A 26,181-nucleotide genomic window follows, 5' to 3' on the forward strand; every position below is an offset into this window, starting at 1 on the left:
GTCAGCCTCCCAGGTAAGCGCGTCGGATCTCGTCCATGCCGCGAAGCTCGGCCGACGTGCCGGTGAGCACGCTCCGGCCGGTCTCCAGCACCGTCGCGGTGTCCACGAGCGAGAAGGCGAGGTTGGCGTTCTGCTCGACGATGAGCATCGCGATCCCGGATTCGGCCCGCAGGCGCGCGATCGCGGCGTACACGTTCTGGGCGGTGCTGGGCGCCAGCCCCAGCGACGCCTCGTCCAGCAGCAGGAGGCGGGGACGGGCCATGAACGCGCGCGCGACGGCGAGCATCTGCTGCTCGCCGCCCGAGAGCGCCGAGGCATGCGACTTGTACCGCTCCTTGAGGTTGGGGAACAGCTCGAGCATGTAGTCGATGTCGGTCTGGACGCCCTTGCGATCCTTGCGCTGATAGGCGCCGACGCGCAGGTTCTCGCGGACGGTGAGACCGCCCAGCGTTCCGCGCCCTTCCGGCACGTGGGCGATGCCGATGCCGGCGACCTGCTCGGGACGCCTGCCGCGGATGTCCTTGCCGTCGAAGACGATGCGTCCCCCCGCGCGCACGGCGCCGCTGATGGCGCGCAGGGTGGTGGTCTTGCCCGCCCCGTTGGCGCCCAGGATGCCGACGGCACCCCCTTCGGGCACGCTCAGCGAGACGCCTTCGAGCACCTGCACGGGTCCGTAGAAGGCGGTTACCTCATCCAGCTCAAGCAGCGTCATCGGTCGCGTCCTTCCCGAGGTACGCCTCGATCACCCGCGGGTCCGACTGCGCCTGCGCGGCCGTGCCCTCCATCAGCTTGCGCCCGTGGTCGAGCACGACGACGCGGTCGGTCAGCGCGGAGATGAGTCCCATATTGTGCTCGACGACGATCACGGTGATGTCGTCCTCGTCGCGGATGCGGCGCACCGTCGTGATGAGGTGCTCGACCTCGGCGTGCGGCAAGCCGGCAGCCGGCTCATCCAGCAGCAGCAGTGAAGGCCGCGACAGCAGCGCGCGACACAGCTCGACGCCCTTGTGCAGCCCGTGGGAGAGCTCGTCCGCGCGCATCTTGGTCGCCCAGCCCAGGCCATGACGCTCCAGAAGCTCGACCGCTTCGGCGCGGCGCGCACGCTCGCCGCGCACGGTGCGCGGCAGCCGCATGCCCCACTGCAGGGGTCCACCGGGCAGACGCGTGTGCGCACCGAGCAGGACGTTCTCCAGCACGGTGGCCTCCAGCTGCAGCGCGGGATGCTGGAACGTCCGGGCCAGTCCGTGCGCGGCCAGGGTCGCGGGCGCGTTGCCTTCCACGGCGTTGCCGTCGATCGCGATGGTGCCGGACGTCGGTCGGTAGTGCCCGCTGATGCAGTTGAAGAGGGAGGTCTTGCCCGCGCCGTTGGGCCCGACCAGTCCGAGGATCTGCCCGGGCTCGACCTGGAAGGACACGTCCTCCAGCACTGTGATTCCACCGAACCGCAGATTCAGGTCGTGCAGGGTCAGTTGCGCCGCCATCGGCCGCCTTTCGGGTCGTTGCGTCAATGCTCGCGACAGTAGCCCAGAGGGCCTTATGGGACCGTACGGATTCGAGTTGGGATTGTCAACGATTTTGGTGCGGTTCCCACAGCGTAGCGCGGGGAAGCGGTCGCGGCGATTGTCGACGATAGTGGCGTCAATCTGTGGGACGTCGCTAGGGTGAGGCCCCATGACGAAGATCGCGGTCATCGGACTGGGTGAGGCGGGCACCCTGTATGCCCGTGGCCTGCGCGCATCCGGCGCCGAGGTGCGCGGATACGATCCGCACGTGCGGGCAGACGACGCCGTCGCGCAGTACGACGAACCGGCCGACGCCGTCACCGGCGCGGATGTGGTGTTGAGCCTGGTGTGGGCCCGCACCGCGGTCGCCGCTGCCGAGCGCGTCATCCCGCTCCTGCCGCGCGGCGCCGTCTACGCGGACCTGAACACTGCGGCTCCGGAGGTGAAGGAACGCGTCGCAGCCATCGGCGACGCACACGGCGTGGCCGTGGCCGACGTCGCGGTGCTCGCACCGGTGCCGCGGGCCGGCGAGCGCACGGCGCTGCTGGCCAGCGGTGCCGGCGCTTCCCTCTTCGCGGACTTCCTGCGGCCGCTGGGGGCACCCGTGGAGGTGCTGGATGCACCGGCCGGTGACGCCGCCAAGCGCAAACTCCTGCGCAGCGTCTTCATGAAAGGGCTCGCGGCGCTCGTGATCGAAGGGCTGGAGGCTGCGCGCGCCACGGGCACGGAGGAGTGGCTGCGCGAGCAGATGGCGCGGGAGTTCGGGCCCGGCGGGGCGGCGAAGGTCGATCACCTGGTGACGGGCACCCACCGCCACATCGAGCGGCGCGAGCAGGAGGTGCGTGACGCCCTGGCCATCCTGGAGGCGGAGGGCCGGCACGCCGACATCACGCGGGCGACGCTGGCGTGGTACGACCGGATTCTCGCGGAGCGCTGAGGCTTCCCTCGGCGGCGGACGTGTCGCCGTCGGCGGCGCGGTGCGCGCGGTCGGCGATGACTTCCTCGCGAAGCCGGTCGAGGACGATCTTTCCGGTCGGCGTGCGCTCGAGGGAGCCGCGGAACACGATGTGTCGCGGCTTCTTGTACCCGGCCAGCGCAGATCCGACGTGCTCCATGAGGGCCGATGCGGTCAGACCGGGATCGCGACGGGTCACCACGGCGGTGACGATCTCGCCGAACCGGTCGTCGGGCACGCCGACGACGGCAGCATCGCCGACCCCCGGATGCGCGAGGAGTGCTTCCTCCACCTCCTGCGGGTACACCTTCTCGCCACCGGTGTTGATGACGCCGCTGCCCCGGCCCAGCAGTTCGATGTGGCGGTCTTCCAGCACCCTCACCCAGTCCCCCGGCACGACGTGACGCACCCCGTCGATGACGGGGAAGCCCGCCCGGGTCTTCTCCTCGTCGCCGTGGTATCCCAGCGGCAGCGCGCCGCGCTGGGCGAGGACCCCGACCGCGCCCGGGCTGTCCTGCACCTCGCGCCCCTCGGCATCCCGCACCGTCGCGGTGGGCACGAGCCGCGGCCGGCCCGGGAGGTCCTGCGGACCGGTCGTCGTGGTCAGCGCGAACAATCCGCCCTCGGTCGACGCGAGCATGTCGAAGATCGTGACCGGAGCGATCGCGTGCAGCCCGCGCTTGGCCGCCGCGCTGAAGCGCATGCCCGAACTCTGCACGACGCGCAGGGCGGGCAGGCGGATGCTGCGGCGCTCGGCCGCCGCGACGAGGGGAAGCGCGACGGCGTCGCCGGCGACGATCAGCCGGTTCGCACCATGGGCGGCAGCCAGATCGAGCGCCGCGTCCGGGTCGAAGGCGGCCGACGAGGTCGTCAGCACCGTGCCGCCGAGGGAGAAGGTGTTCATCGATGTCGTCAGCGCGGTGCCGTGCATGAACGGCACCAGCGGCAGATTCACCACGCGCGGGGTGGCTGCGTCGACGGCGATGGCCACCGCCTCCTCCAGCGTGGCCGGGAACGGCAGACCTGCCATGGCGTAGGTGGGGGTCAGCTGCGCGGCGAACATGTCGCCGACGTTCCAGCGGACGGCCTTGGGACGCCCCGTCGTGCCGCCGGTGTAGATCCACAGCTCTCCGTCGTCGGGGGCTGAGGCGGGCAGCTCCCCCGGCGCGGCCACCGCCTCCTGCCACGAGATGCCGGGCACCACCTCCTCCTCGTCGGTGTCGGGTACGTGCACGGCCAGCGGCGTCCGGGCCGCCTCCCCGAGGGCGCCGGCGACGGTGCCGGCCGCGCTGGTGGGGAACACCAGTGCGGCCGCATCCGAGTCGTCCAGCAGCTCGCGCACTTCGCCGGCGCGGAATCGGAAGTTCATCGGCGTCGGCGTCGCGCCGATCGCCAGGCACGCGAAGAACGTGACGAGGAACTCCGGACGGTTGTACAGCAGGATGGCCACGCGCTCACCGCGGCTCACCCCGTGCCGGCGCAGCGTTGCGGCGAAGGCCGCCGCGTCCGCCGTCAGGCGCGCGTACGTCCACTCCTCCCCGGCGGCGGTGATCATGGCGATGCGCTCGGGCACAGCGCGGGCCACGGCCTGCCACAGGTCGGAGTACGGTGCGCGCATGCTCAGCCGGCCTCCGGTCCTGAGACCTGGGCGAGGTGCGAGAGCTCGCCGCGCCACGCGGCGTCGATCTCCTCGGCGCTCCACCCGCCTTCGCGGTCGACGGTCCGCAGCACGGCAGGGTGGGCGTACAGCGTCAGCCGGTCGCCACCGATGCCGATCGCCTGCCCGGTGACCGAGGCCGACGCCTCGGATGCCAGCCACACGATGAGGGAAGCCACATCCTCGGGTGTTCCCAGAGCATGCTCGCGCCGGTACTCGGCGGGGATGCTGCCGGTCGCGACGAAATCCTCGTACACCTGGGTGTAGGCGGGGATCGTGGCCGTCATGGGCGACAGGGCGGTGGGGATGACCGCGTTGACGGCGATCCCTGCGCGTGCCAGCTCGAGCGACCACGTCCGCGCCATCGCCACCAGCCCCGCCTTCGCCGCGGCGTAGTTGGTCTGGCCGAAGCTGCCGAACTGCCCCGCCGGCGAGCCGATGAGCACGATCCGTCCGCCGTCGCCCTGCTCGCGCATGCGCACGGCCGCCGCGCGCCCGCACGTGAAGGAGCCCCGCAGATGCGTGTCGATGACGAGGTCGAAGTCCTCATCCGACATCTTCCACAGCACGCGGTCGCGCAGCACCCCGGCGTTGGCGACCATGACGTCCAGGCGGCCGAACGACTGCACGGCCGCGTCGACCAGTGCGTCGGCGGTGGCCGCCGGCCCGACCGCGCCGGGGACGGCCACAGCCCGCCCACCGGCGTCGGCGATCTCGGCGACGGTGCCCTCGGCGGCGTCGGCGTCGAGGTCGTTGACGACCACGGCCGCGCCGGCGGCGGCGAGCGCTCGCGCATACGCGCGGCCGAGGCTGCGCCCGGCGCCGGTCACGATCGCGACCCGGCCGCCCAGTCTGATCCCCCCGCTCATGCGTAGTACCTCAGGACGAGCTCCGCCACGCAGGCCGGCTTTGTCCCGCCTTCGATCTCGAAGGTCACGGGTGTCTCGATCTGCCACCCGCCGGGCACCTCCGAGACCGTCGCCACTTCGCCGCGCACGCGGATGCGCGAGCCGACCGGCACCGGCGCGGGGAAGCGCACCCTGTTCATGCCGTAGTTGACGCCCATGCTCGCGCCGGTGACCTCGAAGACCTCGGCCATCATGGGCACGACCAGACCGAGGGTGAGCAGTCCGTGGGCGATGCGTGTGCCGAACGGCGTGGCCGCCGCGAAGTCGGCGTCCAGGTGGATCGGGTTGCGATCGCCCGTCACCGCGGCGTACTGGTCGACGCTCTCCTGGGGCACCGTCATCCACTCGCTCGGCCCGAACGTCACCCCCGTCAGGGTCGGCAACTCTTCGATCGGCACCCGCACCGCGTTCGCACTCATCCCGGCTCCTTCGCCCGATGCATCTGCGCATCAGTATCAGGCTAGCTGAAACCCATTCGCTTCGCGACCACCTGCGGGCTCAGTCTCCGGCACTTCCCGGCAGGATGTCCCGGTCGACGCGGACGGACACGGAATCCAAGCGGGGGTCGTTGCGGAGTTGCCGGAAGATCGAGAGCTCCGCAGCGACGATGAGGGAATCCGGGTACAGCCGGCCACCCCACGCCAACCGCTTCTCTGCATCCCACGCGAACTCCGGGATCCGGCGTCCTGCTTCCAGGTCGGCGGGCACGAGGTCGGCTGGAGAATAGTCTTCGCCGAACACGCGGACGGATGGGTCGGTGGGGACCTCGCCGTACCCCACCCAGCGCAGGCATCGCAGCGGCAGATCGCCGATGGCGTCGCGAAGTGCTTCCGCGGTTGTCTCGTCCGGTTGGCCCATGCAAGAGGCCAGGTCGCGGATGGCGGGCTGCTCCTGCGAGAGGTCACGTGTCGCTTCGAACCAGTTCAGCGATGCGGAGTGCTCCTCGACGTCGACGTACCGCGACCAGCGCACGGTGTTCCCGTCGCGGTCTATGAACGGCAGATATACGCGCAGCATGGGCAGATCTCGGTGGGTCGCGGGAACGAAGTCTCGAGCGGGGGTGTGCCATCCCGACTCATCGAGCTCCACGGTGCCACCGGCCATGCCATCGACCGTAGCGAACCCCACCCCGCCGCCACTGGACCTGACCGCCCCGCCCGAGCATCCGAATCGAGCGGACCTCCACGTAAGCTGACGCCGTGCCCGATAGACCAGAGCGAACGCGCTCCGTCCATTCCGTCGTGAGCACCATCCTCGCCGCCATCCTCCTCCGTGCCGTCGCGGTGCGGCCCCGGAGCCGTCCCGCATGACCGAGGCCGGCGGATTCGTCTACGTGATCAAGCAGCTCGAACTCGCCCTCCGGCCCCGCCTGGAGGCGGCGTGCGCGGAGGCGGGGATGACGGCGGCGCAGTTCACCGCGCTGACGGTGCTGCGCCGGCGGCCGGGGACCACGAGCTCCGACCTGGCGCGCCGCTCCTTCGTGCGGGCGCAGACCATGGCCGGCACGCTGGAGCCGCTGATCGAACAGGGCCTGGTCCGCCGCGAACCCGATCCGGGGCATCGCCGCCGCATCCGGCTGTTCCTCACCGACGCCGGCGTACGGGCGATCGACCTGCTCGAGCCGCGCGTGGTCGAGCTGGAGCAGACGCTTCTGACCGACCTGGACGAGCACGAGCGCGCGCAGTTCGCCGAGTACCTCCGCCGGGCCCGCCACGCGATGCGCGACGAGCACCGCTGACACGCGCCGGCGGGGGGCTTCGCCCTCGTCCGCCGGCGCGCGTCGTCCTACTTGGCGCTGGCGGTGCGCCAGCCGCCCTGGTACTCGGTGCGCGCGGTCTCGGCGTACGGCACCGGGCTCACGATCGCGCGGATGGCGATCTGCTCGTGCGGCTCGACCGTGGTCTTGCCGGAGCCGCCGTCGGGCTCACCCCACACCACGCGCACTTCCGCACCCACGGGGACATCCGCATCCACCGTCGCCAGCGACAGGCCGCGCTTCTCGTTCGCCGTGACGCCGGTGAACAGCGACAGGCCGACCGTGTTGCCGTCCGCGTCGATGACGGCGTCGTAGTTGGACGAGCCGTAGTTGGCGTTGGGCAGGTCGAAGAACTGGTAGCCCGGGCCCTCGCGGTCCAGAACGCTCGCGAGCACCTTGGTGAGGTCTTCGTCATTCCAGGCGAGGGTGACCTTGCGGCGCTGCGCCGACGGGTCGATCTTCTCGAGTGCCTCACGACCGATGAAGTCGTGGTCGAACTTCACGAACGAGCCGTACCCCAGCTCCCACGGGTTGAGGTAGTAGTCGTCGATGTCGGCCGAGACGAACGATCCCGCGAGGGCGTTGATGGCCTCGTAGCTGTTGCCCGGCAGCCACTCGCGGTACCGGCGCTCGATGTCGCCTCCGCTGTAGACGGCGGGAAGCGGCGAGGGGATCCAGCCCGACTCCAGGGTGTTCGAGGAGTAGGCGCGCGAACCGCACGGCTCGATCCCGAACTCGGCGCCGGCGGAGAGGATCGCGTCGCGGATCTTCTCGTGCTGCTCGTACGGGCCCCACAGCTCCAGTCCGGGGGCTCCGGCCATCCCGTGGCGGAGCGTGCTCACCTGCTCGCCGGCGATGGTGAGGTGACCCATGTGGAAGAACTTGACCTTCTCCAGGGTCCCGCCGTTGAGCTTCTCGATGATGGCCCACGCGTTCGGCCCCTGGATCTGGAAGCGGTAGTACTCCCGGTGCACGGCCTTGCCGTACGGGCGCGACGGGGAGCGGTCGTCGTAACGGAACTGCACGTCGTATCCGCCGGTCTCGGCGTGGAACTGCAGCCAGTTCGCCGCCGGCGCGCGGCCGACGTACACGTACTCGCCCTGGGTCTCGTGGAACAGGATGCCGTCGCCGATCACGCCGCCGTTGGATGCGGTGGGCACGAACTGCTTCGCGGTGCCGACGGGGAAGTTCGCGAAGCTGTTGATGCCCGTGTCGCTCAGGAGCTTCAGGGCGTCGGGGCCGGAGATGAAGAAGTTGACCATGTGGTGGGTCTGGTCGTACAGCACGGCGGTGTGACGCCATGCCTTCTGCTCGCGCCGCCAGTTCGTGAACTCGGCCGGCACCACCGGGTAGATGTAGGTGCCGAGTTTGGAGTCACGGAGCATCTGGACGATGCTCCCTCGCTCGTCCATCAGCTGCTGCAGATTGTCCGCCATGTCGGCTCCCTCGACCTCGTCGTCCGTCGTATGGGGTCCGGCGCACCGGTTCCCTCTGCCCATAGTGGTTTTGGTAACCAAGATTGTCAACAGAATCTTGCTCCGGGGACGGGAGTGTGGTTCGCTGTCACCGGATCGACCGGGCACGCATCGCGGCGTGCGCCGGTGACGATCCGCGACGGGAGTGGACATGGCAGAGGACGCGCTTCTGGTGATCAGCGCTCACGCGGGCGACTTCGTCTGGCGTGCAGCCGGCGCCATCGCCGCAGCCACGCAGCGAGGAGAGCGGGCGACGGTCGTGTGCCTGAGCTACGGCGAGCGCGGCGAGTCGGCCAGCCAGTGGCTGCAGGGCAAGTCGCTCGAGGAGATCAAGCAGATCCGCCGCGGAGAGGCCGAAGCCGCGGCATCCGCCCTGGGCGCCGACATCGAGTTCCTCGATCTGGGCGACTACCCGCTGCGCGAGAGCCCCGAGGCCGTCGCGCGGCTCGTCGACGTCTACCGCCGCGTGCAGCCCACCGTCGTCCTCACGCACACCCTGACCGACCCGTACAACGGCGACCACCCCGCCGCCGCGCGCATGGCGCTGGAAGCGCGGGTGCTCGCGCAGGCGATCGGCGTGGCGAACTCGGACGGCTCGTTCCCGACGAAGGACGAGATCATCGGGGCGCCTCCGGTGTTCTTCTTCGAGCCCCACCAGCCCGAGCAGTGCGACTTCCGCCCCGACGTGTTGCTGGACATCACCGATGCGTTCGCGCAGAAGCGTGCCGCCATGGAGTGCCTGCCGGCGCAGAAGCACATGTGGACCTACTACACCGACCTCGCGGTGCGCCGCGGCGTGCAGCTCAAGCGCAACGCCGGCCCCAACCTGGGTCTCGCTCACGAGACGATGGGCGAGGCGTACATGCGCTACTTCCCGCAGGTCACCGGGACGCTTGCGTGAACCGGCCCGTCATCGTCACCGACATCCCCCGCGCCGACGCGGCGACGGTCGATGCGCTCGCCGTGCACGGCGTCGCGACGGTGCACGAGGCGATGGGCCGCACCGGCCTCGTGGGGCCCGGCATCCGCCCCATCCAGGACGGCGTCCGCACGGCGGGCACGGCCGTGACGGTCCTGCAGGCACCGGGCGACAACCTCATGATCCACGCGGCCATCGAGCAGTGCCGGGCCGGTGACATCCTCGTCGTCGCCACGACTTCGCCCTCCACCGACGGCGCCTTCGGTGACCTCTTCGCCACGGCACTGACGGCGCGCGGCGTCCGGGGCCTGGTCACCACCGGCGGCGTGCGCGACATCGCCGATCTCCGCGACATGGGCTTTCCGGTCTGGTCGCGCGCGGTCCACGCCCAGGGCACGGTCAAGGCGACGCCGGGATCGGTCAACGTCCCGGTCGTGGTCGAGGGGGCCGTCGTCCACGCCGGGGACGTCGTGATCGCCGATGACGACGGGGTCGTCGTCGTACCGCGCGCCCACGCGGAGGCCGCCCTGACCGCCGCCGACGCACGCGTGGCGAAGGAGTCGGCCGATCGCGACGCCTACGGCAGCGGGCGGGAGCTGAGCCTGGATCGCAAGGGACTGCGCCCGCTCCTGGCGGAACTCGGCGTGACCTACCTCACGCAGGCGGAGTACGACGATGGCGGCAGCTGACCGCTTCGGCGCCGGCATCCGCTGCATGCTGATGCGCGGCGGCACCTCCAAGGGCGCGTTCTTCCTGGCCGACGACGTGCCGGCCGATCCCGCCGTACGCGACGATCTCATGCTGCGTGTCATGGGCAGCCCCGACCCCACCCAGATCGACGGGCTGGGCGGCGCGCACCCGCTCACCTCCAAGGTCGCGATCGTCTCGAGATCGACGCATCCGGACATCGACGTGGACTATTTGTTCCTGCAGGTCGCGGTGGACGAGCCCGTCGTCGCCGACGCCCAGACGTGCGGCAACCTGCTCGCCGCCGTGGGTCCGTTCGCCCTCGAGCGCGGGCTCGTCGCCGCCTCCGAGCCCCGCACCACCGTCCGCATCCGGCTCCTGAACACCGGCGACGTCGCCTCGGCGACGTTCGCGACGCCAGGCGGCGCACCCGAGTACGACGGCGACGTCGCGATCGACGGCGTGCCCGGCACGGCCGGCGGCATCTCGCTCGAGGTGACCGGAGGCGATAAGGCGCTCCTGCCCACCGGACACGTGAGCGAGGAGATCGCCGGGCACCGCGTGACCCTCATCGACAACGGGATGCCGGTGGTGCTGCTGCGGGCGGACGAGTTCGGGGTCGCCGGCGACGAGAGCCCGGAAGAACTGGAGGCGCGCCCCGACCTGCACGATGCGCTCGAGAGCGTCCGCCTCGAAGCCGGCCGGCGCATGGGGCTGGGGGATGTGACCGCCCAGACCGTGCCGAAGATGATCCTGCTCTCCCCGCCCACGCACGGCGGGGCCATCGCCACGCGCGCGTTCATCCCCTCCCGCGTGCACACCTCGATCGGCGTGCTCATGGCGGCGTCGGTGGCCGCCGGCATCCGACTGCCCGGCGCCGTCGGCGCTGACCTCGCCGAGCTCACCGGCGACGTCACCGACATCGAACACCCCACGGGGACCTTCCCCGCCACTGTCACGGTGTCGCACGCTGACGAGGGCCGCTGGCTCGCGTCATCGGTCTCCACGCGCACCGCCCGCAAGATCTTCGACGGCACGGTCTTTCCCCGGCCGCGCCCCTGAACACCTGTCAGAGAGGACCCCTTCATGGCCACCAGCGAGAATTACGACATCGCCCACCTCGGCGGAGTCGAACTGTTCACCCCGAAGTTCGAGGAGAGCCTGCACTTCTTCCGCGACCTGCTCGCGATGCGGGAGGTCGCCCGCATCGGCGACTCCGCCTACCTGCGCTGCTGGGACGAGTACCAGCTGTACACGCTCAAGCTCACGGCATCCGACACCAACGGGGTGGGACGCACGCTGTACCGCGCGTCGGGCCCGGAGGCGCTGGAGCGCCGTGTCGCAGCGATCGAGAAGACCGGGCTCGGGCACGGCTGGCGTGATCCGGAGGTGGGAGTCGGGCGCTCGTACGAGTTCGAGGACCCGGACGGCCACCTGATGGGCATCTACTACGACACCGAGCTGTACGTCGCCGACGACGAGGACCGGCCGGCACTGAAGAACCAGGCCTCGGCGTTCCCCGGTCGCGGCGTGAACGTGCGGCGCATGGACCACATCAACTACCTCGCCGCCGACGTGAACGCGGCCGGGGAGTTCTGGCGCGACGTCATGTGCGCCCGCGAGTCCGAGCGCGTGCGGCTGGACGACGGGCGGTACGGGGCGTGGTGGTTCCGGTTCAACCAGAAGTCGTACGACGTGGTGTACTCCGACGACTGGACGAAGCAGCGCGGGCGCTTCCACCACTTCGCCCTCGCCCCCGACACGCGCGAAGACATCCTCAAGGCCGCCGACATCTTCCTCGAGAACGGCGTGCACATCGAGTACGGCCCGTACAAGCACGCCATCAACCAGACGTTCTTCCTGTACGTGTGGGAGCCCGGCGGCAACCGCATCGAGCTCGCCAACGCCGGCGCGCGGCTGATCCTCGACCCCGACTGGCCCGTCGTGGAGTGGACGCAGGCCGAGCGCGCGAAGGGTCAGGCGTGGGGCATGAAGACGATCCCCACGTTCCACACCCACGGCACGCCGTACGTCGAGGGCCAGGAGGAGCTGGACCGGAAGGCCCTCGCCGGCGAGCTCTGACCGCCCACGCACCGCGAAGCACGTGAGACGGGTCCTCTCCCTCGGGAGAGGACCCGTCTCACGTGCGGTGGCGGCTGCTACGCGCGGGAACCGATGCGCCGCCTGCGCGTCACGGTGATCAGGCCGCCCGCGACGCAGAGCGCGGCCGCCAGGAACGCGAGCATCCACGGCACTTGAGCGCCGGTGGCGGCAAGGCTTCCTGCCGCCACCACGGTCAAACCGACCCGGATGGGGGTCTCCCCCGCAGACGTCACCTCCAGCGTGTGAGCACCCAGCGCGAAATCGGCCGGGATGCGCACCGTGAACGACGTTCGGCCCGTCCCGTCGGCGGCCGGGATTCCCGCGACCACGATCGGATCGCTGAACACCGTCGCACCGATCGTCTGTCCCGCCCGCAGTCCGGTCACTTCGACCGACACGGAACCGCCCTGCTCCACCGTCCGCGGCGACACCCGGACAACCGCCCAGGAGTCATCCGGGTCCGACGGATCGGGAGACCCCGTCGGATCGGGGGTCGGGGTCGGAGTCGGAGGCGGGCCGGGCGCGTCGCGGACAGCTGCGGATGCGGCCGACACCGCGGTGCGGGTGACGAAGCCGTCCGCTGCCGCCGTGACCCGCACGGTGAGCTCCGAACCCAACAGGGATGGGGCCACCTCCAGGCTCGGCGACACCGCACCGGAAATCGGCTGCCCGTCGGCCAACCACTGGTACGTCAACTCGGCCCCCGGCGTGGCCGAGGCGGCCGTCGCCGACAGCGTCGCGCCGACCTGGGCGTCGCCCGTGATCGCAGGGCCGTCGAGTTGCACGGGCGTCGTGTCGCCGAAGTCCAGCCATGTGCCCACCAGTTCGGCCGCCCCCTGGCCCGGCTTCGTCCAATCGCACACCCCCTCGGGGAACGCTGCCCGCAGACGATCCCACTGCGCGTCGGTCAGCACGGGGTAATCCGCTCGGACCGGCGCCGCCAGCTCGCACTTGAGAACGTCGCGCATGAGCCCCTCTCCGGCCACCGCGCGGGGCTCGGAGTGATACGGGTACAGGGTGTTGCACGTGCTGGAGGCGTCATCGTAGTCGAGCGTCTCGGCGACGAACGCGCCCGACGTGTCGAAGCAGCCGTCGACGAGTCCATCGGGTCGCGCGGCGACGGTGCGGGCGCGATCGGCCGCACCACCGGCGGCCTCGATCGCCTCGAGCCAGTCGTCCAGGTAGTCGATCGCCTCCTCGCGCATGATGTTGTTGACGGCTCCTTCCGGGCTCGTCCAGTTCACATGGGTGCCGGCGTCTCCGTGGGCGGCCAGCATCCGCTCGCGGATGATCGCGGAACGGTAGCGCTCGTGGAAGTCGCCCCGCGGGTCGCTGTAGCCGCGGATCTCCAGTACCGGGATGTGTTCGAGACCGCCGGTCATCATGTTGATGCGGCCGGTCTCGTACGCCCGCCGGATCGCGGCCAGGCTCGCTTCGGAGCGCTCCGGTGTCCGGTTGCCGTCGACATCCATGCCGCCGATGTTCTCGTTCAGCGCGAGGAACTGCTCGACGTCGATGTCTCCGTTATCAAGGGCCCCCAGACCGTACTGCAGTCCCATGTTGTCCGGGATGGCCCGGAGCCCGCGGCCCTCCTCATCGGTGCCGTAGACGTTCTGCACCATGTCGGAGATGGTGCACCGCAGCCCATCCGGGTTCGTCGGCGACCAGCGGTCGCCTGCGGGGATTGCCGGGGCACATCCGCGGTTGGGGTCGTCCACGCCGTCGAAGAACGTGAACCCCACGCACGTGAACGGCACCGCCTGCCCCGTCACGGCGGTCTTCTGCGCGTCGGTCCATCCCGCGCCGGCGGGGCTCCCCCAGAAGTTCTGGAGCCCGCGGCAATCGTGCCCGGCCTGCGTCGTCGAGCGCTCGTCGGGGTAACCGATCTCGCCCAGGACGCCATCGAGGATCCCGGGATAGTTGTTGGACAGCAGCAGTTGCTGCATCGTGCCGGCCGAGCCGCCCGAGCCCATCGTGAAACGAACCGGACCGTAGGCCTCGATGACGTGCTCCTTGACCATCATGGCGGTCTCCGCACTCGTGACGTCGTTGCAGTTGGTCGCGTAGACGTTGAGGGTCGAGGATGCGACCGCATACCCGCGGCTGAGCAGCGAGTGATTCTCCACGCCACCCGTGCTGGTGCCCTGCCAGTACCCCACGCCGCATGCACCGCCGAAGGTGTAGGCGAGCTTCCTGTTCCACCCCGGGGCATCCGCCCACGGCGTGGGCAGGGGGGCGCCGGGCTCGTGCAGCAACGCCACTTCGTACACGGCACGGTTGATCGTGCCTCTCTCGATGCGCACGATGTAGGGCACCTGAACGCGGTCGATCGTCGCGGTGGCGAGGTCCGCCGGCCGCGTCCCGTCGGCGGGGTAGTCGGCGAAGCCGCCGGCGGTCGTGCGATACCGATACGTCACGACGGCGGCTTGGGCGTGGCAGTCGGCGTCGAGGGCGCCCAGGTTCCAGGGAGCTCCCGATGCGGTGCAGTACATCGGATGCTGCGGTCCCGAGAAGACCGGGCCCGTGAGGGGATGATTGACGACCTCGAGCGACGCGACGTCCGCTCCGCTTTCGAAGACCTCGATCTCGCTGACGCCGAGGGGCAGGTCCTCGACGAGGCCGACGAGGGCGCCGGCACGCGGCGCGAACCCCTCGGTGACGTCGACGCCGGCGGCGGTGATCCGCGCGCCGTCTCCGGCGCCGGTGATCGAGACGAGGGCGTTGCCGCCGGACACGCTATCGGCCCTCCCCGAGAGGATCTCGATCTCTACGGCGGCCGCCTGGGCGGCGGGTGTCGTCAGCAAGGTCGCGACCAGCGTGAGAGCGCCCAGGAGCGCTCCCGCTCTGGTCGCCGAGAACCCGGGTGTCTTCATGGCGCCCCTTCATCGCGTGGGACGACATCGTCCCCGGTGCCGTCCTTGGCCCCGCTGCTCACACGTTAAAGAGTCGTCGCACCGGCCGTCAATCCGCCCGAGAACGGGTACGACGGGCGGCGCGGCGAGCGCCCGCCGTCAGCCCCAGACGGTGCCGGCGACGTCGACGACGAGCCGCACCTTCGCCCACTGCTCATCCTCGGTGAGGGTGTTGCCCTCCTCGGTGGACGCGAAGCCGCACTGCGGGCTCAGTGCGAGCTGGTCGAGTGGCGCGTACTGCGCGGCCTCGTCGATGCGGCTTCGCACGTCGCCCGCGTCCTCGAGGGCGCCGGTCTTGGTCGTGACCAGGCCGAGCACGACGGTCTTGTCGCCCTCGGGCAGGAACCGGAGCGGCTCGAAGCCGCCCGCGCGATCGCTGTCGTACTCGAGGAAGTACCCGTCGTAGGCGGTGTTGCCCAGCAGCTGCTCGGCCACCGGCTCGTAGCCGCCGGAGGAGATCCACGTCGAGCGGAAGTTGCCTCGGCACACGTGCGTGGTCACGGTCAGGTCGTCGGGCTTGCCGTCGAGGATGCGGTTCAGCAGAGTCGCGTACCGCTCGGCGATGCCGTCGGTGTCGACGCCGCGCTCCCGGGCCTTGGCCAGCTCGACGTCGGAACACAGGTACGCCCACGCGGTGTCATCGAACTGCAGGTAGCGCGCGCCGGCGTCGTAGAAGGCGGCGAGGGCGTCGCGATACGTGCGCACCAGGTCGTCGGTGATGGCGGCGTGACCGTCGTAGACCGCGGGATCGATGTGCCCCGGTTCGACGCGGAAATCCAGCACCGTGGGCGCGGGGATGGTGAACTTCGGCGTCGCCCCGGTCGCGGCCGCGTCATCCTGAAGGGCCCGCAGGTGGGCGAGGAACGGGTGATCGGCGGGGAATCCGATCGGCCCGGAGATCTCGATGCCGCGCGGCTTGGTCTGCACTCCCTGGAACTGGATGCCGTGATCGAGTTCGACGATGTCGACGCCGTCGAGCAGCCCGAAGAAGTCGAAGTGCCACCACGACCGTCGGAACTCCCCGTCCGTGGCGACCTGCAGTCCGTTCTCGGCCTGCCGGCGCACGAGGGTGGCGATCTCCTGATCCTCCACGGCGCGCAGGCCGTCGTCATCCAGCGCCCCCTCGGCATGTCGGTGCCGCGCATCGGCGAGGGCTGCGGGACGGAGGAAGCTGCCGACCACATCGGCACGGAAGGGAGGAGTGGACACCCTGCGAGCGTAACGACCGCGGTGCGCGCGGTGCCGGGGCGGCGTCACGCGGCGTCATGCGGCTCCGCCGATCGTGCCGGTCCGGACGGATTGTGTGACACGATGATGGACGAGCGGAACAATTTCTGTGGCTCTATTCTCGATGGCGAGGAGAACATGCGCGTCGACGACTTCGACCCCACCACCACCGATGACCCCGCCGAGACCCACGCCATGTACGCGGGCCTGCGGGAGGCGTGCCCGGTCGCGTACTCCTCGGCGTACGGCGGGTTCTACGCCCTCACTCGATACGACGATGTCCGGGATGCCGCATCCGACCCCCGCACCTTCATCTCGTCCGTGCGCGCGGTGGTGCCCAGCGACCCGCGGGGACTGCGCAGGCCTCCCCTGAACTTCGACGCACCGGCCCACACCCCCTACCGAAGGGCGCTGGATCGCACGCTTCAGCGCAGCAGACTCATGCGCCTGGAACCGGAGCTGCGGATGCGGGCGCGCGAGGCCCTGCGTCCGCTGCTGGAGGCCGGCGAAGGCGACATCGCCACGGGATTCGGCGTGCAGTTCCCGGCCTGGGTCACCACGACGTGGCTCAACCTCGAACCGGAGGTCGCGCCGCACCTGGCGCGCACGTCCTTCGCCTGGGTCAACGCGTGGCGCGAGCAGGACGGCGCGACGGTCACGGCCATGAGCGAGAAGATGTACGACATCGCGCGAGACCTCGTCGTCCGCCGACGCGCCGATCCCCTCCCCGAAGAGGAGGATCCGGCCAGTTCCCTGCTCGCCGAACGCGTCGACGGGGCACCGCTGGGCGAGGAGCACATCGTCGGGGCGCTGCGCCAGAGCCTCGTCGTGGGGATGGTCGCCCCACCGATCCTCCTCGGCTCCATCGTTCGACACCTCTCCGACGACCCCGCGCTGCAGGACGCCCTGCGCGCCGACGTGTCGCTCCTGCCCGCGGCGGTCGAGGAGTTCATCCGCCTGTACACGCCCTACCGCGGGTTCGCCCGCACGGTGTCGCACCCGGTCACCCTCCACGGGCGCACCATCGAGCCGGGGGTCCCGGTGACCCTCGCCTACGCCGCCGCCAACCGCGACCCCGCGATGTTCCCCGACCCCGAGTCATTCGTGATGGATCGTCCCAACATCCACCAGCACCTGGGTTTCGGGCGCGGCCGCCACCGCTGCGCGGGGATGCCGCTGGCCCGCATGATGATCACGATCGCGCTGGAGGAGCTGCTGGGCGCCACGACCGCCATCCGCGCCGTCGGCCCGTTCGAACACGCGCGCATGCCCGAGGTCGGCCTCACCGCCGTGCCGGTGCAGGTCGTGCCGGCCGGAGAGCCCGCCCTATCCTTGACTTAACGATGTCCGGTCGTTAGCTTTTCGGTAACGTATCCGATTCGACGAAGACGGACCCCGATGACGACGCTGTCTCCCCCGACCGCCCCGCCGCCCACAGGGCCGCCGACGGTCCCCTTCGGTGCGGTGCCGGTCGGCCGCGCCCGGCGCCGGCTGTCGCCGTTCACGATCGTCTGCATCGTCGTGGCCGCCGCCATGGGCGCCCTCGGGGTCGTCCCGCTCGTCGCCGTGGCCGTCAGCGCGGTCACGCAGGGCCAGGAGGTGCTCGACGCGCTGGCGAAGGAGGACGTCGTCGGCCTCGTGCGCAACACCCTCATCGTCGTCTCGGTCAGCACCGTCATCGCCCTCGTCATCGGCGCGGTGCTCGCGTGGATCAACGAGCGCACGGATGCGGGCATGGGCCTGATCACCGAGGCGATGCCGCTCATCCCCTTCATGCTGCCGCCCATCGCCGGCTCGATCGGCTGGGTACTCCTGCTCTCGCCGCAGGCGGGGTTCCTGAACGGGATCCTGCGGTGGTTCCTGGGCCTGTTCGGGATCCAGGCCGAGCAGGGTCCCTTCGACATCTACACGTGGTACGGCCTCATCCTCGTCTACACGATCTACGCGGTTCCCTACAGCTTCATGATGTGCACGACCGGCCTCCGCAACATGGACCCGTCCCTCGAGGAGCAGAGCCGTGTGAGCGGCTCGCCGATGCTGCGGACCCTGCGCAAGGTCACCCTGCCGGCGATGCTCCCCAGCCTCCTGGGCGCCACGATGCTCATCCTGATGAGCAGCTTCGGGCTGTTCTCCATCCCCAGCGTGATCGGCCGCGGTGCCGACATCCCGATCCTCTCCACGCGCATCGTGCACCTGCTGAACTTCACCTTCCCGGCGCAGACGGGCGCGGCGATCGGGCTGAGCCTCATCCTCGTGGCCTTCGTGGCGGTGTTCTGGTGGGTCCAGACCACGACGCTCAAGCGCGGCCGGTTCGCCACGATCGGCGGCAAGGGGCAGCGCGCGACGCGGATCCGCCTGGGCAAGGCACGGCCGTGGGTGCGCGCGGGCGTCGTGCTGTACATCTTCTTCACGACCATCGCCCCGGTTCTCGCACTGCTGATCGTCTCCCTCAACGGCTTCTGGACCCTCAACATCGACTGGACCGCTCTGAGCTTCGAGGCGTTCGTCAACGCCCTGTTCGAAGACCGCTCGACGCGACGGGCCCTGACGAACAGCCTCACCTTCGGCGTCATCGGCTCGATCATCGGCATCGCCGCGGTCGCGCTCGCGTCACTGTGGATCGTCCGCTCACGCAGCCGCGCGGCCAGGTTCCTCGACGGCACCATCAAGTTCCCCGCGATGCTGTCGCACCTGATCATCGCGGTCGGCTTCGTCCTGGCGTTCGCCGGCCCGCCGTTCCAGCTCGGCGGCACGGCGATCATCATGATCGGCGCCTACCTCGCGCTGTACATCCCGCAGGCCTCGGTCAGCGCCGACACGGCGGTGGCCCAGGTGGGCAGGGAGCTGCCCGAGGCCTCGCGCGTGTCGGGGGCGAGCGAGGCCCGCACCATCCGCCGCGTCTTCCTGCCCCTCATGGCCCCCGCCCTGGTCCTGGGCTGGGCGATGCTGTTCGTCCGCATGATCGGCGACCTCACCGCGTCCTCCATCCTGGCCGGCACGCGCAACAACGTCATCGGCTTCCGGATCCTGGAGATCTACCAGAACGGCTCATACGCCGAACTGGCGGCCGTGTCCACCTTCCTGACGGTGCTCAGCGCCGTCATCGTCATCGGCGTGCTCGTGGTGTCTCGGCGCCTCGCACGCTGGAACCACCACAGCCTCGGAGGCAGCTGACATGATGCAGACGCTCAAGACCCGCACGGCCGGCGCCGGCGCGCACGAGGGCACCGCTCCCGTCGTGCGCCTGCGCGAGGTCGCCAAGCGGTTCCGCCGGGCCGACGGCACCGTCGCGAACGCGATCGACGGTGTGACGCTGGATGTCATGCCCGGCGAATTCGTCGTGCTTCTCGGGCCCTCCGGATGCGGCAAGACCACGCTGCTGCGGACGATCGCGGGCCTCGAACGCGCGGACGAGGGCGAGATCGACATCCACGGGGCGACGGTGTTCTCCCACGAGCGGCGCATCGAGCTGCCGCCGGAGAAGCGCAACCTCAGCATGATCTTCCAGTCCTACGCGCTGTGGCCGCACCTCACCGTGTTCGACAACGTCGCCTATCCGCTGCGCAGCCGCAGGCAGCGATACTCCAAGGCGGAGATCGCCGAGAAGGTGAACCGCGTCCTCGAGCTGGTGGGCGTCGGCGAGCTGGGCCGGCAGTTCCCCGGCCAGATGTCGGGCGGGCAGCAGCAGCGCGTCGCGCTCGCGCGTGCGCTGGTGGACGGCGGCGATCTCGTGCTCTTCGACGAGCCGCTCTCGAACGTCGACGCGAAGGTCCGCGAGACGCTGCGGCGCGAACTGCTCGAGATGCAGCGCACCCTCGGCTTCGCCGCCGTGTACGTCACGCATGATCAGCATGAGGCGATGGAGCTCGCGCACCGTGTCGCCGTCATGGGCGCCGGCAGAGTGCGCCAGCTCGGACCTCCCACCGAGGTGTACTCGGCACCCACGAGCCGCTACGTCGCGAACTTCATCGGCACCACGAACGAGATCCCCGCGACCGTGCAGGCACTGGAGGGCGAGACGGTGGTCCTGGACACGCCCGCGGGTCAGGCCCGCGGCATCCGGGCCTCCGACGGCCTGACCGTCGGCGACCGGGTCGTGGCGTGCTTCCGCCCGGAGTACGGCATCGTCGACGAGCGGCGGGAAGACGGGAACGTGTGGGACGGGATCGTCGAACGGGTCCTGTTCCTCGGCGCCACGTCCGAGACGGTCGTGCGGCTGGGCGGAACCGACCAGCGCGTGCGCGTGACGACGCTCGGGGAGCCGGCCCACCGCGACGGCGACGACATCACGCTGTTCGTCCCGGCCGCGCGACTGCGCGTCCTGGCCGAGGGCTCGACGGGAGTGAGCGCATGACGATCTCCGACCTTCCCGGCACGCGGGACGACGAGCGACGCCGCGACGAGCACGACTTCGATCCGGTGCGCCCGGGCGAGACCTTCACGAGCGCGCACGAGGAGTTCCGTCAGCTGCGGCAGCGCCACGACGGCCTGGCCCGGAGCCAGGAGTACGACGGATTCTGGGCGGCGGTCGGATATGACGAAGTGCTCCAGGTGATCACCGACATCGAGCACTTCACCACGCGCAAGCAAAACGCCGTGCCGAAGTTCGCCTTCACGGGCGTGCGGCCGCCGCTGCACCTCGATCCCCCCGAGCACACGGCGTACCGCCGGGTGATCAACCGGTTCTTCACGCCGCCGCGTATGCGGGCGCTCGAGCCGCACGTGCGGGAGGCGGCGGTCTCGCTGCTGGATCCGCTGCTGTCCGAGCGCTGGATCGACGTGTGCAAGCAGTACGCGCACCGATTCCCCGCATACGTGTTCGCGAAGTTCTTCAATCTCGACGTGGCCACGTCCGAGCTCATCAAGAACGTCAGCGGCACCTATGTCGACGCCATCCAGGTGCTCGACCACGACACCGTGAAGTCACTGAGCGGCAGGCTCTACGAGATCGCGCAGGGCATCATCGACGAGCGCGTGGCCGGGGACTTCGATCCCGAGGAGGACCTGACCGCGGGACTACTGGCCGCGCGGCACGAGGGCGAGCCGCTGCCGGCGGCGATGATCCTCGGATGCGTGCGTCAGCTCATCGTGACCGGGATGGTCGCGCCCAGCGTCTTCACCGGCAACATGTTCGTGCATCTGAGCCGCGACCCCGGCCTGCAGGACGCTCTGCGCGCCGACCCGTCGCTCATCCCGGCCGCCGTCGAGGAGATGCTGCGGCTGTACTCGCCGTACCGCGGGATGGCGCGCACCGCACGCGAGGACGTCGTGCTGGCGGGCCAGCTCATCCGCAAGGACGACCCCATCGCCCTCGTGTACACCTCGGCCAACCGCGACGAGAAGGTGTTCCCCGACGGGGAGCGGTTCATCCTCGACCGCGAGAACATCCAGCGGCACATCGCCTTCGGGCGGGGTACGCACAGCTGCCCCGGCGCGCCGCTCGCGCGCATGATGATGTGCATCACGCTGGAGGAGGCCCTCGCCCGCACCGCGTCCTGGCGCCTTACGGACGAGCCCGAGATGGCGATCTGGGCCGAGTGGGGCACGCGCTCGGTCCCCCTGGACTTCGTCCGCGCCTGACCCCGCCCCATCCCCCGCCTCCCGTCCCCGCGACCTCACGTCCCCCGCGACCTCACCCCGCGAGACTGCAACCCACCGTCGAGACCGCGACATAATGGCGCGGTCTCGACGGCTGCGTGCAGTCTCGCGGGCGCCTGGTCCGCGGGGTCACGCGCCGTCGGGTTCGACGGGTCGGACATGGTCGGCCACATCCGCGTCGACGAGGGTGCGCAGGTGCGCCAGCGCGGTACGCGCGAGCAGGCGCCGCACCGTCAAGAACACCTCGCGCGCATGCGACTGCGGCCAATCCGCGGGCAGGACGGCGGCGGGCAGGTCGGGGTCGGTGAGACTGAGGCGCCGCCAGTCGCGCAGCACCGTGGTCCGCACGCGCAGGGCCGTCCCCCCGTCCACGCTCGTCGCCGCCGTCGCGAACGAGCCGTACTCGTCGAGGAAGCGCGCATAGGCGGCGCGCAGGCTCCGGAGGTCGAACGCATCCGTCGCCGACACGCCGTCCAGCTCGAGCGGCCCCCGGAAGGCGGCGAGCGCAACACCCTGCGCGGCTGCGAGCGCCCGGAGGTCGTCCACCGTGGATCGCGGGTGTATCCACACCCCGTCGGCGAGCGAGCCGAATCCGACATCCTCGAGGCGCTGACGCCACCGCCGGCGCTCCACGCGGTCTCCGACCGATGCGGGCACGATCCCCACCGTCCAGCTTCCGTCCCATTCCGTGGCCTCGCCGAAGCGCAGCACGCGCACCAGGCGATCCTGGTGGACGCTCCGCCCCCACTCGCCGAGTCGATAGCGCGTGGCACCCGATCCGCGGCTCGCCTCCAGGAGCCCGCGCTGGGTCGCACGGCTGAGCGCCGAACGTGCTCCGCTCTCGGTCACGCCGAATTCACCCAGGATGCGGATGATGGACGCCGAGGTGAGCCCGGGACCGGCGTCGAACGAGTAATCGGCCAGAAGTGCGCCCAGGAGCCGCTGCGGCTGTTGCCCCTCCTGGTCCCGCGGGAGGTCTCCGGGCGCGGTCATGGCCTCACTGTAGCCGTCCTGCACGGGAGCTTGCAGTTCCATGTCCGCTCGGTATTATCAAGTGCAAACAGAGGAGTGCGCGTATGGCGACGATGCCGACCGACACCGCCGTGGGCGAGGACTGGGATCCGCTCACGCCGGGATCGGAGACCGAGCCCACCGGCGCGCACCGACGGCTTCGCGAAGAGCATCCGGTGGCATTCACCCGCCGGTGGGGCGGCTTCTATACGCTCTCCCGCTACAGCGACATCCTGGCCGCCGCCGCCGACCCCGTCACCTACTCGAGTGCGCAGAAGACGACCATCCCCGACACCACCGGTCCGAGCAGACCGCCGAGGCCGCCGCTGGAGACCGATCCGCCGCGGCACGGTCAATTCCGCACCCTCCTGAACAAGTACTTCGCCCCTCGCCGCATCCGGGCGCTCGAACCGGCCATCCGCCGCATCGCGCGCGACCTGGTCTCCGCCGCCGCGACCGGACGCCCGGTCGAGGCCGTGGCCGAGATCACCTACGCGATGCCGGCACAGGTGCTGTGCACGTTCCTGGGCATCCCCGCGTCGGACGGCGCGCACATCAAGACGATGGCCAACGAGGTCCTCTCGGCCGCACACCGGGGCGATACGACCGCCCACAAGGCCGCCAACGACCGCATCTACGCGTACATCGACGCCCTCGTCGCACAGCGGCGCGACGCGCCTCAGGACCCGGAGTCCGATCCGGTCTCAGGCCTCCTGCAGGCGCGCATCGACGGCAGGCCCCTCACGACGGACGAGGTCTCGGCCGTCCTGCGACTGCTGCTGCAGGCAGGCCACGGAACGACGACCAACGCCCTGGGCAGCGCCATCCGCCTCCTCGCCGAGCGGCCCGACATCCAGCGACGACTGCGCGCCGAGCCGCACCTGATCGCCCCCGCGATCGAAGAGCTCGTGCGGGTGTGGACCCCGGCTCGTCTGCTGGCACGCACCACGACGCGCGACGTCGAGCTGCATGACCGGCTCATCCCCGCCGGGTCGAAGATCGCCCTCATGTGGTCATCCGCGAATCGCGACGCCGACGCCTTCGACGACCCCGACACGTTCGACCTCGACCGGCGCCCCAACCGGCATGTGGGTTTCGGCCACGGCATCCACACGTGCCTCGGCGCACCGCTCGCGCGCGCCGAGCTGCGCATCGCGATCGAGGAGCTGTTCGCGGTGACGGAGTGGATCGAGCCGGCGGGAACCGCTGAGGACGCCGGATGGCCGCACATCGGCCCGAGCGCGCTCCCGGTGCGCCTGCTTCCGCGTCGTCGCGCGCTCGACACCGCATCGGCACGCGATCCCCGCGGCGAAGGTCTGACGGCGACGATCCAGCAGATCCGTCCGGTCGCGGACGACGTGGTCGAACTCGTCCTGGGCCGGGTGGATGGGGCCGACCTCCCCTCATGGAGCGCCGGGGCGCACGTCGAGATCGCGCTGCCGCACGGCGTGTCCCGACCGTACTCGTTGTGCGGCGACCGGTCCGAGCGCGACACCTGGCGCGTGGCGGTGCAGCGGGACCCCCACAGCCGGGGCGGCTCCTCGTACATCCATGACACGCTCCGCGTCGGCGACGCGCTCACAGTCCGCGGCCCGCGCAACCACTTCCCACTGGCCGCGGCACAGCGGTATGTGTTCCTGGCCAGCGGAGTCGGCATCACACCGCTCCTGCCCATGATCCGGCAAGTCCGCGACACGGGTGCCTCTTGGCAGCTGCACTATGTCGGCCGGGTGCGCGAGCGGATGGCGTACGCCGACGTGCTGACGCGGCATCCGCAGACCACGCTGCACGTGACGGCGGTCGACGGCCGCCCCGACCTCGCGGAACTGCTCCGAGAGGTGCCGACCGACACGCTCGTGTATGCGTGCGGGTCTCCCGAGTTCCTGGGCGCGGTAGAGGCGGCGACGGCGCACTGGCCGCGCGGCTCGCTCGTCGTCGAGCGGTTCTCCCCCCGCCCGGGCGCCGACCGACCGGGCGCCGACGCCCTCGAAGCGTTCGAGGTGGAGCTGGCACGATCCGGAGTCACCGTCCCGGTCGTCCCCGGTCAGTCGATCATCGATGCGTGCGGCCTCGCCGGAGTCACCGTGCCCGGATCCTGCTTCGAGGGCACGTGCGGCTCATGCGAGACGCCCGTCCTCTCCGGCGTGCCCGACCATCGCGACTCGGTCCTCACCGCCGAGGAGCGCGATCGCGGCGAGCTCATCCTGCCCTGCGTCTCCCGCTCCCGGACGCCGCGGCTCACACTGGACGCCTGACCTTCTCCGCGAAACAGCAACGAGCCGTCGAGACCGCGACATAATGGCGCGGTCTCGACGGCTGCGTGCAGTCTCGCGGAAGGGGCGGGGTCAGAGGCCGAAGGCGTCCAGGATCGCCTGCTCGTTCTCGAGCGCGCTGTCGCGATCGATGCGGACGTACTCGGCCGGCATCTCGTCGAAGTTGTACGCGGAGATGTTGCCGGGGGCGGCGTTGATGATGTCCTGGCCGGCCTCGGAGAGCACGAAGTGCGCGAACAGCCGGGCGGCGTTCGGGCTCTGCGCATCGGCGGAGAGCGACAGGACGATCTCCGGCCCGTTGGTCAGGTCCGGAACCGTGAACTCCACCGGTGCTCCGCTCTTGGCCGCACCGGCGACGACCTGGCCGACGTTCGGCCCGGTGACCGCGCCCTCGCCCGCTCCCAGGGCCTCGGTCATCGGGACCACGGAGTTGTACAGGCGGACGGCGTTGCCGGCGATCGCCTCCACCGTCTCCATGCCGTAGGCATCGGCCACCATCGTCCAGAACTGGATGTAGGCCTGCGAGGACGACGGGTCGGTCAGGAGGAGCTTGCCTTCGTACTGCGGGTCGGCGAGGTCTTCGAAGGTCTCCGGTGCCGGCAGATCCCCGAGCGCCTCGGTGTTCCAGGACAGGCCGCTCGGGGCGAACTGCACGACGGCGACCGCGCCGTCGGCAAGCTTGCCCTCCTCCGGGAACTCGTCGTATCCGGGGATGTCCGCCTCATCCAGACCAGTCAGCCAGCCCTCATCGAGCCCCTTGTCGATGAACTCGTCGTAGCTGGGCATCACCAGATCCGCCGCCGGCGCTCCGGCCTCGACCTCCGCGCTGTAGCGCGCGGCCAGCTCACCGCCGGTCATGCGCACGAACTCCGCCTCGATGCCGTACTCGTCGTAGAACGCGTCCGCGAGCTGCTGCGCGGTCGCCTCGGGCGGAGTGAGGTAGAAGACGAGCGAGCCCTCGTCCTGCGCCGCCGAGATGAGCTCCTCGAGCTCGCTGCCGCTGCCGCCGCCGCCCTCGGTCGCCGCGGGGGCCTCACCCCCGCCGGCGCAGCCGGTCAATGCCAGGGTCGCGGCGGCGACGAGCGCCATCGCCGAAAGGGAACGCCTCATGTGTGACTCCATTGTCGAAGGAAGATTACTTACACCAATGTAGCCGGGCGTCATTTCGAACGTCAATCAAATCACGCCACGAGCGCTC

Annotated in this window: 22 protein-coding genes; 11 read left to right on the plus strand and 11 right to left on the minus strand. The window is 70.4% G+C overall.

The genetic code is table 11. The features are described 5' to 3' along the window. Position 1 precedes the first annotated feature (1 nt). Both F6J85_RS16650 and F6J85_RS16655 read right to left on the minus strand, forming a co-directional pair. Entirely contained in the window at positions 2-712 is a 711-nt protein-coding gene (locus F6J85_RS16650) for an ABC transporter ATP-binding protein (RefSeq protein ID WP_150926775.1), read from the minus strand. Beyond that, entirely contained in the window at positions 699-1,481 is a 783-nt protein-coding gene (locus F6J85_RS16655; RefSeq protein WP_150918926.1) for an ABC transporter ATP-binding protein, read from the minus strand. The genes F6J85_RS16650 and F6J85_RS16655 overlap by 14 nt, the downstream gene beginning before the upstream one ends. A gap of 190 nt (positions 1,482-1,671) precedes the next feature. Between F6J85_RS16655 and F6J85_RS16660 the strand changes: the two genes are divergently transcribed. Then, a complete protein-coding gene (locus F6J85_RS16660) occupies positions 1,672-2,439 on the plus strand; it encodes an NAD(P)-binding domain-containing protein (protein WP_150926777.1) in 768 nt (255 codons plus the stop codon). Here F6J85_RS16660 and F6J85_RS16665 read toward each other — a convergent pair. The 4 genes from F6J85_RS16665 to F6J85_RS16680 all read right to left on the minus strand — a co-directional run bounded on the left by F6J85_RS16665 (position 2,390) and on the right by F6J85_RS16680 (position 6,126). Continuing rightward, complete coding sequence (locus F6J85_RS16665) at positions 2,390-4,075, minus strand: AMP-binding protein (RefSeq protein ID WP_150926779.1); 1,686 nt, start codon at positions 4,073-4,075, stop codon at positions 2,390-2,392. The two genes, F6J85_RS16660 and F6J85_RS16665, sit on opposite strands and share 50 nt — an antisense overlap. A 2-nt stretch (positions 4,076-4,077) precedes the next feature. Continuing rightward, positions 4,078-4,983, minus strand: coding sequence for an SDR family NAD(P)-dependent oxidoreductase (locus tag F6J85_RS16670; RefSeq protein WP_150926781.1), 906 nt, complete (start codon positions 4,981-4,983; stop codon positions 4,078-4,080). Beyond that, positions 4,980-5,441 (minus strand): MaoC family dehydratase, encoded by a 462-nt coding sequence (locus tag F6J85_RS16675; RefSeq protein WP_150926783.1) that lies wholly within the window; start codon positions 5,439-5,441, stop codon positions 4,980-4,982. The genes F6J85_RS16670 and F6J85_RS16675 overlap by 4 nt, the downstream gene beginning before the upstream one ends. 79 nt (positions 5,442-5,520) lie before the next feature. After that, positions 5,521-6,126, minus strand: coding sequence for a hypothetical protein (locus tag F6J85_RS16680; RefSeq protein ID WP_150926785.1), 606 nt, complete (start codon positions 6,124-6,126; stop codon positions 5,521-5,523). 202 nt (positions 6,127-6,328) lie between these two features. Between F6J85_RS16680 and F6J85_RS16685 the strand changes: the two genes are divergently transcribed. Then, positions 6,329-6,760 carry a MarR family winged helix-turn-helix transcriptional regulator gene (locus F6J85_RS16685; RefSeq protein ID WP_150926787.1) on the plus strand — a complete coding sequence of 144 codons (432 nt, stop codon included), beginning with the start codon at positions 6,329-6,331 and terminating at the stop codon, positions 6,758-6,760. A 47-nt stretch (positions 6,761-6,807) separates the two neighbouring features. Here the strand turns inward: F6J85_RS16685 and ligM are convergent, their stop codons facing one another. Further along, entirely contained in the window at positions 6,808-8,214 is a 1,407-nt protein-coding gene (gene ligM / locus F6J85_RS16690; protein WP_150926789.1) for a vanillate/3-O-methylgallate O-demethylase, read from the minus strand. A gap of 190 nt (positions 8,215-8,404) precedes the next feature. On the opposite strand from ligM, the gene F6J85_RS17840 reads away from it, so the two are divergent. The 4 genes from F6J85_RS17840 to F6J85_RS16705 are packed head-to-tail and all read left to right on the plus strand — an operon-like array spanning position 8,405 to position 11,941. Further along, a complete protein-coding gene (locus F6J85_RS17840; protein ID WP_202980849.1) occupies positions 8,405-9,154 on the plus strand; it encodes a PIG-L deacetylase family protein in 750 nt (249 codons plus the stop codon). Beyond that, positions 9,151-9,861 carry a 4-carboxy-4-hydroxy-2-oxoadipate aldolase/oxaloacetate decarboxylase gene (locus F6J85_RS17845; RefSeq protein WP_202980850.1) on the plus strand — a complete coding sequence of 237 codons (711 nt, stop codon included), beginning with the start codon at positions 9,151-9,153 and terminating at the stop codon, positions 9,859-9,861. The genes F6J85_RS17840 and F6J85_RS17845 overlap by 4 nt, the downstream gene beginning before the upstream one ends. Then, a complete protein-coding gene (locus F6J85_RS16700; protein ID WP_150926791.1) occupies positions 9,848-10,921 on the plus strand; it encodes a 4-oxalomesaconate tautomerase in 1,074 nt (357 codons plus the stop codon). The genes F6J85_RS17845 and F6J85_RS16700 overlap by 14 nt, the downstream gene beginning before the upstream one ends. A gap of 24 nt (positions 10,922-10,945) precedes the next feature. After that, a complete protein-coding gene (locus tag F6J85_RS16705; protein WP_150926793.1) occupies positions 10,946-11,941 on the plus strand; it encodes a VOC family protein in 996 nt (331 codons plus the stop codon). A gap of 77 nt (positions 11,942-12,018) precedes the next feature. Here F6J85_RS16705 and F6J85_RS16710 read toward each other — a convergent pair whose 3' ends face one another. Both F6J85_RS16710 and F6J85_RS16715 read right to left on the minus strand, forming a co-directional pair. Next, positions 12,019-14,835 carry a DUF6351 family protein gene (locus tag F6J85_RS16710; protein ID WP_150926794.1) on the minus strand — a complete coding sequence of 939 codons (2,817 nt, stop codon included), beginning with the start codon at positions 14,833-14,835 and terminating at the stop codon, positions 12,019-12,021. Positions 14,836-14,973: 138 nt separating this feature from the next. Beyond that, positions 14,974-16,083 (minus strand): 5-methyltetrahydropteroyltriglutamate--homocysteine S-methyltransferase, encoded by a 1,110-nt coding sequence (locus F6J85_RS16715; protein ID WP_150926796.1) that lies wholly within the window; start codon positions 16,081-16,083, stop codon positions 14,974-14,976. 156 nt (positions 16,084-16,239) lie between these two features. On the opposite strand from F6J85_RS16715, the gene F6J85_RS16720 reads away from it, so the two are divergent. The 4 genes from F6J85_RS16720 to F6J85_RS16735 are packed head-to-tail and all read left to right on the plus strand — an operon-like array spanning position 16,240 to position 21,681. Beyond that, on the plus strand, positions 16,240-17,442 hold the full coding sequence (locus F6J85_RS16720) for a cytochrome P450 (protein WP_150926799.1): 1,203 nt from the start codon (positions 16,240-16,242) through the stop codon (positions 17,440-17,442). A 57-nt stretch (positions 17,443-17,499) separates the two neighbouring features. Next, complete coding sequence (locus F6J85_RS16725) at positions 17,500-19,275, plus strand: ABC transporter permease (RefSeq protein WP_150926801.1); 1,776 nt, start codon at positions 17,500-17,502, stop codon at positions 19,273-19,275. 1 nt (position 19,276) lies between these two features. Then, complete coding sequence (locus F6J85_RS16730) at positions 19,277-20,455, plus strand: ABC transporter ATP-binding protein (protein ID WP_150926803.1); 1,179 nt, start codon at positions 19,277-19,279, stop codon at positions 20,453-20,455. Continuing rightward, entirely contained in the window at positions 20,452-21,681 is a 1,230-nt protein-coding gene (locus tag F6J85_RS16735; protein ID WP_150926805.1) for a cytochrome P450, read from the plus strand. The genes F6J85_RS16730 and F6J85_RS16735 overlap by 4 nt, the downstream gene beginning before the upstream one ends. Before the next feature lie 147 nt (positions 21,682-21,828). Here the strand turns inward: F6J85_RS16735 and F6J85_RS16740 are convergent, their stop codons facing one another. Then, on the minus strand, positions 21,829-22,692 hold the full coding sequence (locus tag F6J85_RS16740; RefSeq protein ID WP_191906670.1) for a PaaX family transcriptional regulator: 864 nt from the start codon (positions 22,690-22,692) through the stop codon (positions 21,829-21,831). Positions 22,693-22,775: 83 nt separating this feature from the next. Here F6J85_RS16740 and F6J85_RS16745 point away from each other — a divergent pair, with 83 nt between their 5' ends. Then, positions 22,776-24,965, plus strand: a complete 2,190-nt coding sequence (locus F6J85_RS16745) for a cytochrome P450 (RefSeq protein WP_150926809.1) — start codon at positions 22,776-22,778, stop codon at positions 24,963-24,965. A gap of 90 nt (positions 24,966-25,055) precedes the next feature. Here F6J85_RS16745 and F6J85_RS16750 read toward each other — a convergent pair whose 3' ends face one another. Continuing rightward, positions 25,056-26,093 carry an ABC transporter substrate-binding protein gene (locus F6J85_RS16750; protein ID WP_191906671.1) on the minus strand — a complete coding sequence of 346 codons (1,038 nt, stop codon included), beginning with the start codon at positions 26,091-26,093 and terminating at the stop codon, positions 25,056-25,058. Positions 26,094-26,181: the final 88 nt, after the last annotated feature.

Source organism: Microbacterium lushaniae (assembly GCF_008727775.1).
GTDB lineage: Bacteria > Actinomycetota > Actinomycetes > Actinomycetales > Microbacteriaceae > Microbacterium > Microbacterium lushaniae.

Coding starts and splice junctions, on each gene's coding strand:
- F6J85_RS16665 (WP_150926779.1), bottom strand. CDS start 4,075: ATGCGCGCACCGTACTCCGACCTGTGGCAGGCCGTGGCCCGCGCTGTG.
- ligM (WP_150926789.1), bottom strand. CDS start 8,214: ATGGCGGACAATCTGCAGCAGCTGATGGACGAGCGAGGGAGCATCGTC.
- F6J85_RS16655 (WP_150918926.1), bottom strand. CDS start 1,481: ATGGCGGCGCAACTGACCCTGCACGACCTGAATCTGCGGTTCGGTGGA.
- F6J85_RS16750 (WP_191906671.1), bottom strand. CDS start 26,093: ATGAGGCGTTCCCTTTCGGCGATGGCGCTCGTCGCCGCCGCGACCCTG.
- F6J85_RS17840 (WP_202980849.1), top strand. CDS start 8,405: ATGGCAGAGGACGCGCTTCTGGTGATCAGCGCTCACGCGGGCGACTTC.
- F6J85_RS16700 (WP_150926791.1), top strand. CDS start 9,848: ATGGCGGCAGCTGACCGCTTCGGCGCCGGCATCCGCTGCATGCTGATG.
- F6J85_RS16720 (WP_150926799.1), top strand. CDS start 16,240: ATGCGCGTCGACGACTTCGACCCCACCACCACCGATGACCCCGCCGAG.
- F6J85_RS16710 (WP_150926794.1), bottom strand. CDS start 14,835: ATGAAGACACCCGGGTTCTCGGCGACCAGAGCGGGAGCGCTCCTGGGC.
- F6J85_RS16685 (WP_150926787.1), top strand. CDS start 6,329: ATGACCGAGGCCGGCGGATTCGTCTACGTGATCAAGCAGCTCGAACTC.
- F6J85_RS16675 (WP_150926783.1), bottom strand. CDS start 5,441: ATGAGTGCGAACGCGGTGCGGGTGCCGATCGAAGAGTTGCCGACCCTG.
- F6J85_RS16705 (WP_150926793.1), top strand. CDS start 10,946: ATGGCCACCAGCGAGAATTACGACATCGCCCACCTCGGCGGAGTCGAA.
- F6J85_RS16730 (WP_150926803.1), top strand. CDS start 19,277: ATGATGCAGACGCTCAAGACCCGCACGGCCGGCGCCGGCGCGCACGAG.
- F6J85_RS16670 (WP_150926781.1), bottom strand. CDS start 4,983: ATGAGCGGGGGGATCAGACTGGGCGGCCGGGTCGCGATCGTGACCGGC.
- F6J85_RS16650 (WP_150926775.1), bottom strand. CDS start 712: ATGACGCTGCTTGAGCTGGATGAGGTAACCGCCTTCTACGGACCCGTG.
- F6J85_RS16735 (WP_150926805.1), top strand. CDS start 20,452: ATGACGATCTCCGACCTTCCCGGCACGCGGGACGACGAGCGACGCCGC.
- F6J85_RS16745 (WP_150926809.1), top strand. CDS start 22,776: ATGGCGACGATGCCGACCGACACCGCCGTGGGCGAGGACTGGGATCCG.
- F6J85_RS16740 (WP_191906670.1), bottom strand. CDS start 22,692: ATGACCGCGCCCGGAGACCTCCCGCGGGACCAGGAGGGGCAACAGCCG.
- F6J85_RS16680 (WP_150926785.1), bottom strand. CDS start 6,126: ATGGCCGGTGGCACCGTGGAGCTCGATGAGTCGGGATGGCACACCCCC.
- F6J85_RS16725 (WP_150926801.1), top strand. CDS start 17,500: ATGACGACGCTGTCTCCCCCGACCGCCCCGCCGCCCACAGGGCCGCCG.
- F6J85_RS16660 (WP_150926777.1), top strand. CDS start 1,672: ATGACGAAGATCGCGGTCATCGGACTGGGTGAGGCGGGCACCCTGTAT.